Here is an 8,185-nt window from a genome sequence, read left to right as displayed (position 1 = left end):
ACTTCCGCCCGGACCACCGCCACGCCCGGGCGCCAGCCCCCGTACCCCCGCCGCCTACCCCGCGCACTCCCGCCCCGCGTCGCCGGAGGCTCTGCACGGCCGGCCTCCCGCGCCCCCCCTACGGCTCCAGCACCACCTTCCCCACCGTCCCCCGCGACTCCAGCGCCCGGTGGGCCTCCGCCGCCCGCGCCAGCGGGTAGCGCTGCACCAGCGGCGTCCAGCGGCCCGTCGCCGCTTCCGTCAGCGCCGCCTCCTCCATCCGCCGCAGCGGGTTGTCGCCGCCGATGCGGCTGAGCCAGTCGGGGCCGAGGACGTTGACCGACGTGATGCCCCGCTCCGCCAGCTCCGCCGCCGTGAACTCCAGCGGCGCGCCCGACGACCAGCCCAGCACCAGGTGCCGCCCGCCCGGCGCGAGGAGGCCGGCCGCCGCGCGGGCGGCGGGGCCGCCGACGGTGTCGAGGAGCACGGTGGCGCGGCGGGCGCCGAGGGCGGCGCGTACGTGCTCGGGCCAGGCCGGGTCGGTGTAGTCGGCGGCGGTGTCCGCGCCGAGGTCCCGTACCTGCGCGACCTTCTCCGGGCCGCCCGCCAGGCCCACGGCGTACGCGCCGACGTTGCGGGCGTACTGGACGAGCAGCGAACCGACGCCGCCCGCCGCCGCGGTGACGATCGCGACGTCGTCCGCCGTCACCGCGGCGAAGTGCAGGAACGCCATCGTCGTACGCCCCGTGCCGATCATCGCGACGGCCTCCGCGGCGTCGAGGGAGTCGGGCAGCGCGTGCAGCCGCTCGGCCTCGGTGACGGTCAGCTCCGCGTAGCCGCCGGGGACGAGGCCGATGTGGGCGACGACGCGGCGCCCGAGCCACTCCGGGTCGACGCCGTCGCCCAGGGACTCGACGGTGCCGGCGACCTCGCGGCCGGGGATCGTGGGCAGGTCGGCGGGGGGCATGGGACCGCCGGTCTCGCCGCGGCGGAGGGCGGTGTCGAGGAGGTGTACTCCGGCGGCGGCGACGGCGATACGGACCTGGCCGGGGCCGGGTACGGGGTCGTCGGTCTTCTCGTAGACGAGGTTCTCGGCGGGGCCGAAGGCGTGTAGTCGTATGGCGTGCATGGGACCAGCGGACAACGTGAACAGCGCTTCAGGTCAAGCGCGGGAGCCGCGCCGTGCCGGACGGCCGCCCGTTGTCAGTGGGGTGCGTCACGATGGGGCGCATGACGCGGCGGAAGGCGATCAGGGTGCCGAGGCGGCCGGAGGTGCGGCTGCCGGAGGCCCTCGGGGAGTACGGCGGCGGGGGCCGCGGCGGTGCGGGCGGCGACGCCGGGGCGTACCGGGCGGCGGATCTGGAGCCCGACGGGGACTACGACGCGCTGGAGTTCACCGGGCTCGACCTGACGGGGGCGGACGGCGCGGGCGCGCGCTTCCTGGACTGCGCGCTGCGCCGCTGCGTGCTGGACGCGGCGCGGCTGCCGAACGCGCGGCTGATCGACTCGGTGCTGGCGGAGGTGCGCGGCGCGGGCACGGACCTCGCGGGGGCGACGCTGCGGGACGTGGAGCTGACGGACACGCGGCTGGGCGGCGTGCAGCTGCCCGGGGCGACGCTGGAGCGGGTGGTGGTGCGGGGCGGCAAGGCGGACTTCCTGAACCTGCGCGGGGCGCGGCTGACGGACGTCGTGTTCGAGGACTGCGTGCTGGCGGAGCCGGACTTCGGCAACGCGCGGCTGGAGCGGGTGGCGTTCGAGGGCTGCGCGGTGCAGCGCGCGGACCTCTCGGGCGCGCGGCTGACGGACGTGGACCTGCGGCGCGCTGCGGAGCTGACCCTCGACCGCGGCGTGGACCGCCTGGCGGGCGCGGTGATCAGCCCGGACCAGCTGCTCGCCCTGGCCCCGGCCTTCGCGGCGCAGGTGGGGGTGGCGGTCCGGGCGGTGGACGACCGCGACTGAGCTGCGGAACCGAGTTCTGACCGGACCCGAAGAGCCCGGCCGCGCTGGGCGCCACCGGGCTCTCGTCGTACGTGCGTCCCTGCGTACGCGCTACGTGACCGTCCGCGTCAGACGTTGACGCCGAAGTCCTGGGCGATGCCCGTCAGGCCCGAGGCGTAGCCCTGGCCCACCGCGCGGAACTTCCACTCCGCGCCGTTGCGGTACAGCTCGCCGAAGACCATCGCGGTCTCCGTCGCCGCGTCCTCGGACAGGTCGTAGCGGGCGATCTCCGTGCCGCCGTCCTGGTTCACGACGCGGATGAACGCGTTGCGCACCTGGCCGAAGCTCTGGCTGCGGGACTCGGCGTCGTAGATCGAGACCGGGAAGACGATCTTGTCGATCTCCGGCGGCAGCCCGGCGAGGTTGACCTTGATCTGCTCGTCGTCGCCTTCGCCCTCGCCGGTGACGTTGTCACCGGTGTGCTCGATCGTCTGGTCCGGCGACTGCCGGTTGTTGAAGAAGATGAAGTGCTGGTCGGAGAAGACCTTGCCTTCGGCGTTCACCGCGATCGCGCTGGCGTCGAGGTCGAAGTCGACCCCGGTGGTGGTGCGGACGTCCCAGCCGAGTCCGACCGTGACGGCGGTCAGCCCGGGGGCTTCCTTCGTGAGCGAAACGTTGCCGCCCTTGGACAGGCTTACGGGCATGGGGAGTCCCCTCCTGGTTCTGGCTCCGCGTGCCGGAGCCCTCTGCTGCGAGCCTCGACCTTCTACGAGCCTCAACGCCGGTGTGCCCTACCCGGTTCCACGTACCGTACGCCCTCACTTCCGGCCACTTCCGGGCGGGAGACAAACCCGCGTGACAGGCCGAACACCTGCGCGGGACCATGGGAGGCATGTCCGGTCCCTACCGCATCCGCGGCTCGGTCGTCCTGCCGGAGGCCGAGCTGGTGTGGCGTTTCTCCCGTGCCTCGGGGCCCGGCGGGCAGCATGTGAACACCAGCGACACCCGGGCGGAGGTCCGCTTCGACCTCGCACGCACGCAGGCGCTGCCGCCGGTGTGGAAGGAGCGGGCGCTGCGGCGGCTCGCGGACCGGCTCGTCGACGGGCAGGTCGTGGTGCGGGCGGGCCAGCACCGGTCGCAGTGGCGCAACCGCGAGGCGGCCGCCGTGCGGCTGGCCGCGCTGCTGGCGGAGGCGACGGCGCCGCCGCCCGCGCCGCGCCGGAAGCGGAAGGTCCCGCGGGGCGTCAACGAGCGCCGGCTGCGGGAGAAGAAGCAGCGGTCGGACGTCAAGCGCGGCCGTACGGGCCGCGGCTGGGGCCAGTGACGGCTCCGTACTCCACTCAGCCCAGCGTCCGGTACCGCCCGCGGAAGTACACCAGCGGGCTCCCGTCCGAACTCGGCTGCGCCGCGCTCAGCACCCGCCCGATGACCAGCGTGTGGTCCCCCGCCACCACCCGCTGCTCCGTCCGGCACTCCACCGTGGCCAGCGCCCCGCCGACCAGCGCGCAGCCCGTCACCGCACCCCGGGTGTACGGGATGTCGTCGAACAGCAGCCGGTCGCTGATCCGCCCCTTCATCGCGAACCGCCCGGCGATGTGCCGCTGGCTCTCGGAGAGCACCGAGGCCGCCCACTCCTCCCGCTCGGTCAGCAGCTCGTCCATGCGGGAGCCGTTGCGCACGCTGACCATCGCCAGCGGGGGGTCCAGGGACACCGACAGGAACGCGGTCGCCGTCATCCCCACGTCCTCGCCGTCCAGTCCGGGGTCCGGGTCGTACGCCGTGACCAGCACCACGCCCGCGGCCAGCCGGCTCATGGCCGCCCGGAACTCCTCGTCGCTCACCCCAACAGGATGGGCCACCGTTTGCGTCTCATGCAGCACGCCCCCGACCGTAACGGGACCGGTCGGGCGCGGGCATCGGGCCGAGGGCGGATCGGGGTCCTAGGTCCCCGTGCCGTGCGGCCCGGCCCGGAGTCCCGTACGATCCACGGTTCCACCCGGCGTGAACGCTCCGCCGGCCCGCGCACGGCGCTTTGCCGCGCGCCGGTTAACACCTCTCCGTCCTGTGACTTGAGTCACAGAGAGCATCGAATGTTGACCCTGTGTACCCGCCGAAGAGCTGCCTGTGATTCAGTGGCGGTGTCGTTGGTGAAATTCCACGCGGGGGGCTCCCGCCGAGGTCGGGGCGGGACGGGAGGGCAGGTATGGAGACGGAGGCCGAGCCTTACGTAAAGCTGGCGAGCCTGCGCCGGCTGCATCAGGTCCTCGCGGACCTCAACCAGACGCGCAGTCTTGCCGACACGCTCCAGAGCGTCGCGGACGGGCTTGTGGCCCTCGGCTACGAGGTGTCCGCGGTGAACCTCGTACGGCCCGACGGCGACCTCGTCGTCGCCGCCGTCGGCGGCGATCCCACCGCCGAGGCGCTCATGGCCGGCCGGGTCGGCCCGCGCGAGGCGTGGGAGCGCCGGCTCCGCATGGGCGTCGAGTGGGGCGAGCTGCGCTACATACCCCACAGCGAGGGCTGGGTCCTCGACGACGACGAGGTCCCGCAGACCCACCCCGTCGTCCCGCCGCCCTCCGCCCCCGGCGACTGGGCCACCGGCGACCGGCTCCTCGCCCCGATCTACGACGCCGGCCGCGAGCTGCTCGGCGTGCTCTCCGTCGACAAGCCGGTCAACGGCCGGGTGCCCACCCCCTGGGGCCGCGAGGCGCTGCAGATGTACGCCTCGCAGGCCGCCATAGCGATCACCAACGCCCGGCTCCGCGCCAACATGCAGCGCGCGCTGGTGCGCCTGGAGCGCGAGCAGCAGGCGCTGCGCGCCAGCGAGGAGAGCTTCCGCCAGGCCTTCGAGTACGCGCCCAGCGGCATGGCCGTCGCCGAGATGGGCGGCGACGACCACGGCCGGCTGATCCGCACCAACGACGCGCTGTGCCGGCTCCTCGGCCGCGCCCCCTCCAGCCTCCGCCGGCTGTCGTTCTCCGACCTCGTCCACCCCGAGGACGTCGGCACCCTGCTGCGCACCTTCGCCGAGGGCGGCCGGGCCGAGCTGCGCCTCGCCCGCCGCGACAACGGGTACGTGTGGGTGAGCCTGCGCAACTCGGTGGTGGCCGACGCCGCCGACGGCCCGCGCTACCTCCTCACCCACGTCGAGGACATCGAGGAGCGCAAGCGCCACGAGGCGCAGCTCGCGCACCGCGCCAGCCACGACTCGCTCACCGGCCTGCCCAACGCCGCCGAGCTGCGCGCCCGGCTCACCGCCCGCCTCTGCGACCGGCCGCCGGAGCTGTACACCGGCGCCGTCCGCCACTCCGCCGCCGGCCTGCCGGGGCCGCGCGGGCGGGCCATCGTCGGCGCCGGACCGGGCGCCGGCGACGTCGACACCAACGGCCACAGCTTCGGCGCCGACGGCGCCGAGGAGCACCAGTGGGCCGGCCCCGGGCCGTACGAGCACCACGTGCACGCGATGACCCCCGCGGGCGGCGCCGGGGACTCCGCGGGCAAGGGGCTCGCGGTGCTCTTCTGCGACCTCGACGGCTTCAAGTCCATCAACGACCGCTTCGGGCACAAAACCGGCGACGCCGTGCTCATCGCCGTCGCGCAGCGGCTGACCGGCGCGGTCCGCGACGGCGACACCGTCGCGCGGCTCGGCGGCGACGAGTTCGTGGTGCTGGCCGACGGCCTCACCCCCGGCGGCGCCGAGGACCTGGCGGTGCGGCTGCGGAACGCGATCATCCCGCCGATCCGGGTCGACGGGCGGCCCGTGCGCGTCGGCGCGAGCATCGGCACCGGCTGGGCGGTGTGCGGGATGTCGACCGAGGAGATCCTCAGCTCCGCCGACCAGTTGATGTACCGGGAGAAGCGGGCCCGTTCGCAGGGCCGTTCCCACCGCCGGGCGGGCTAGTGGGGCGGGTACGGGCCGGGGGGCCGGCCGCGCCGGGGCCGCGGGTTGTCCACAGGGGCGCGTCGTGGCTTCGTCCACAGTCGGCCGGAGGAACGCTCGGGCACTGCTCCGGACGGGGTAGGCTCGCCCTCTGGCCGGCGATTCGCCGGACCGGACGCAACGCCCACCAGGGAGTGAGAGGGAGATGACGGCCGGCAACCACGGTGCGGGCACGCCGCCCGAGGACGACGACCCCTTCGCCCACCTGTACCGCCCCGAGGGCGGTGCCGCACCGGCCGCCGGTCCTGGCGAGGGCGCGGCACCGGCCCGCGGCGTGCCCCGCACGTCGTACACCCAGGTCAGGGCGGTTGGCGAGCGCACGTACGGCGGCCAGCAGGCCGCCCAGCAGGTGCCGCCCCAGCAGGCGTACCCGTACGGGCAGGCCAGCCCCAGCCCGCACTACGCGGCGCCCGAGACCTACGGCGGCCCCCCGCCGCAGCCGCCGTCCTTCCCGCCCGGCCACGACGACGACGGCCCGCGCCGCGGGCGCGGCGGCGGGCGGAACGGGCTGATGCTCGGCGCGGTGGCCGTGGTCGCCACGGTCGTGATCGCCATCGTGGCCGCCGTGCTCTTCAGCGGCGACGGCGACTCCGGGGACGTCGGCGGCGGCGACCCGGACTCCGTCGCCCCCAGCACCGACGCGAGCGACGGCGGCGGCAAGAACGGCGACGACAAGCCGAAGAAGGACCCGACCGCCCCGCCCACCGAGGACGGCGCGAAGCTGGATCTGGCCGGCGGCGCGGTCGTCGGCAACGACCCGGAGGTCTCCGAGGAGGGCCCGTACGTCCACGGGATGTACAACGAGGGCGCGTCCGCCACCTGGCAGCCCGAGGTCTCCGAGGGCGGGGAGTACACGCTCTTCGTCGGCTACAGCGTCCCCGGCAAGAACGCCGACCTCACCCTCACGATCAACGGCGAGCCGCAGAGCCGCCCGTTGAACATGGAGAACTTCGCCGGCGCCAAGAAGGACGATTGGGTGGCCGGCTGGACCCGGACGTTCTCGTGGATCTCCCTCGACGAGGGCGCCAACGAGATCACGCTGTCCTGCGAGTCGGGCAACAAGGAGTGCCAGTCCGCGATCGGCCAGGTGTGGCTCAAGGAGGGCCACGTCGACACGCCGTAGACCGGGGTGGCCGTAGACCGGGGCAAGGGGCCCGCCGCGGCAGCGACGGGCCCGCGAGGGTCCTCGGGGAGGCCGGCGCGTACGCGGGCCCGCCGGCCCGGCCACGCGGCCGTCAGCCGCCGACGACCTCCAGGAACCGCCGCACCGTCGCCGCCATCGCGTCCCGCCCCGGCGCCAGGTACTTGCGCGGGTCCACCACGTCCGGGTGCGCGTCCAGATAACCGCGGACCGCGCCGGTGAACGCGGTGTTCAGCGCCGTACCGACGTTGATCTTCACCATCCCCGCCGCCACCGCCTGCCGCAGCTCCGCGTCCGGTACCCCGGACGAGCCGTGCAGCACCAGCGGCACCGCGACCGCGGCCCGCAGCCGGCCGATCAGCTCCTGGTCCAGCGCCGCCGTGCGCTCGGTCATCGCGTGCGAGCTGCCCACCGCGACCGCCAGCGCGTCGACCCCGGTGTCCGTGACGTACGCCACCGCCTCCGCCGGGTCCGTCCGCACGCCGGGCGCGTGCGCGTCCAGCGGCGCCTCGGCTGCCTTCTCCCGCCCGCCCGGCCCCGCGTCGCCGCCGACCTTCTCACCTTCTTTCCCGCCCACCCGGCCCAGCTCTGCCTCGATCCACATCGCGTGCTCGTGCGCCCAGCGCACCGCCTCCGCCGTGGCCTTGACGTTGTCGGCGTAGGACAGCTTCGAGGCGTCGAACATCACCGAGCTGAAGCCCAGCCCGTGCGCGGAGTGCAGCAGGTCGGCGGAGACGACGTGGTCCAGGTGGAGCGACAGCGGCGCGGACGAGGCGTGCGCCACGGCCGCCGTCGCCGCCGCGAGGGGCGCGAGCCGGCCGCGGTGGAACCGTACGGCGTTCTCCGAGATCTGCAGCACCGCGGGCGCGCCCGCGGCCTCCGCGCCGGCGGCGATCGCCTCGGCGTGCTCCAGCGTGATGACGTTGAACGCGGCCACGCCGTGGCCGCCGGCGCGGGCGGCGGCGACGAGTTCTCCGGTGGTCGTCAGTGGCATCTCAGGCCCCCTCCCGGGCCGCGCCGCGGCCCGACGTGATCTCGATCCGCGGCAGCGTGTCCGCGTACGTGGCGGCGTCGAACTCGCCCGCGACGGGTGCGGCGACGGTCGCCGCGGACAGCGCCGCCGCGCGGGCGAGCCGGGCGGGCCAGTCCAGCCCCTCGGCGAGCCCGGACAGCAGCCCGGCGACGGC

General features: G+C 75.0%; 8 protein-coding genes and 1 pseudogene. 4 read left to right on the top strand and 5 right to left on the bottom strand.

Translation table 11 applies throughout. The features are described 5' to 3' along the window. Positions 1-118: 118 nt before the first annotated feature. Entirely contained in the window at positions 119-1,108 is a 990-nt protein-coding gene (locus ABD317_RS30135; RefSeq protein WP_344293932.1) for a zinc-binding dehydrogenase, read from the bottom strand. A 101-nt stretch (positions 1,109-1,209) separates the two neighbouring features. On the opposite strand from ABD317_RS30135, the gene ABD317_RS30130 reads away from it, so the two are divergent. Further along, on the top strand, positions 1,210-1,938 hold the full coding sequence (locus ABD317_RS30130) for a pentapeptide repeat-containing protein (protein WP_344293929.1): 729 nt from the start codon (positions 1,210-1,212) through the stop codon (positions 1,936-1,938). Between the two features lie 107 nt (positions 1,939-2,045). Here ABD317_RS30130 and ABD317_RS30125 read toward each other — a convergent pair whose 3' ends face one another. Next, a complete protein-coding gene (locus ABD317_RS30125; protein ID WP_344293926.1) occupies positions 2,046-2,621 on the bottom strand; it encodes a TerD family protein in 576 nt (191 codons plus the stop codon). A 188-nt stretch (positions 2,622-2,809) separates the two neighbouring features. Between ABD317_RS30125 and arfB the strand changes: the two genes are divergently transcribed. Next, the gene (gene arfB / locus ABD317_RS30120; protein WP_344293924.1) at positions 2,810-3,241 is read left to right on the top strand and encodes an alternative ribosome rescue aminoacyl-tRNA hydrolase ArfB; all 432 of its coding nucleotides are present in this window, start codon (positions 2,810-2,812) and stop codon (positions 3,239-3,241) included. Between the two features lie 16 nt (positions 3,242-3,257). Here arfB and ABD317_RS30115 read toward each other — a convergent pair whose 3' ends face one another. Then, the gene (locus ABD317_RS30115) at positions 3,258-3,758 is read right to left on the bottom strand and encodes a flavin reductase family protein (protein ID WP_425582469.1); all 501 of its coding nucleotides are present in this window, start codon (positions 3,756-3,758) and stop codon (positions 3,258-3,260) included. A gap of 362 nt (positions 3,759-4,120) precedes the next feature. Here ABD317_RS30115 and cdgB point away from each other — a divergent pair, with 362 nt between their 5' ends. Then, complete coding sequence (gene cdgB, locus ABD317_RS30110; protein WP_344293922.1) at positions 4,121-5,818, top strand: diguanylate cyclase CdgB; 1,698 nt, start codon at positions 4,121-4,123, stop codon at positions 5,816-5,818. A gap of 184 nt (positions 5,819-6,002) precedes the next feature. Next, positions 6,003-6,980, top strand: a complete 978-nt coding sequence (locus tag ABD317_RS30105; RefSeq protein ID WP_344293921.1) for a carbohydrate-binding protein — start codon at positions 6,003-6,005, stop codon at positions 6,978-6,980. A 112-nt stretch (positions 6,981-7,092) separates the two neighbouring features. On the opposite strand, the gene ABD317_RS30100 is transcribed toward ABD317_RS30105, so the two are convergent. Together ABD317_RS30100 and ABD317_RS30095 are read right to left on the bottom strand one after the other, a co-directional pair. Continuing rightward, entirely contained in the window at positions 7,093-7,992 is a 900-nt protein-coding gene (locus tag ABD317_RS30100) for a class II fructose-bisphosphate aldolase (protein ID WP_344293919.1), read from the bottom strand. A 1-nt stretch (position 7,993) separates the two neighbouring features. Beyond that, positions 7,994-8,185: pseudogene (locus ABD317_RS30095) on the bottom strand (1-phosphofructokinase); the annotation flags it as partial.

This window comes from Streptomyces synnematoformans (assembly GCF_039531005.1).
GTDB lineage: Bacteria > Actinomycetota > Actinomycetes > Streptomycetales > Streptomycetaceae > Streptomyces > Streptomyces synnematoformans.
The sequence above is the reverse complement of the archived record's forward strand: the minus strand, read 5'-3'. Positions and strand labels throughout refer to the sequence as shown.

Excerpts from the sequence above, each read along its gene's own strand:
- arfB (WP_344293924.1), top strand. The coding sequence starts at position 2,810 with ATGTCCGGTCCCTACCGCATCCGCGGCTCGGTCGTCCTGCCGGAGGCC.
- ABD317_RS30100 (WP_344293919.1), bottom strand. The coding sequence starts at position 7,992 with ATGCCACTGACGACCACCGGAGAACTCGTCGCCGCCGCCCGCGCCGGC.
- ABD317_RS30105 (WP_344293921.1), top strand. The coding sequence starts at position 6,003 with ATGACGGCCGGCAACCACGGTGCGGGCACGCCGCCCGAGGACGACGAC.
- ABD317_RS30135 (WP_344293932.1), bottom strand. The coding sequence starts at position 1,108 with ATGCACGCCATACGACTACACGCCTTCGGCCCCGCCGAGAACCTCGTC.
- cdgB (WP_344293922.1), top strand. The coding sequence starts at position 4,121 with ATGGAGACGGAGGCCGAGCCTTACGTAAAGCTGGCGAGCCTGCGCCGG.
- ABD317_RS30125 (WP_344293926.1), bottom strand. The coding sequence starts at position 2,621 with ATGCCCGTAAGCCTGTCCAAGGGCGGCAACGTTTCGCTCACGAAGGAA.
- ABD317_RS30130 (WP_344293929.1), top strand. The coding sequence starts at position 1,210 with ATGACGCGGCGGAAGGCGATCAGGGTGCCGAGGCGGCCGGAGGTGCGG.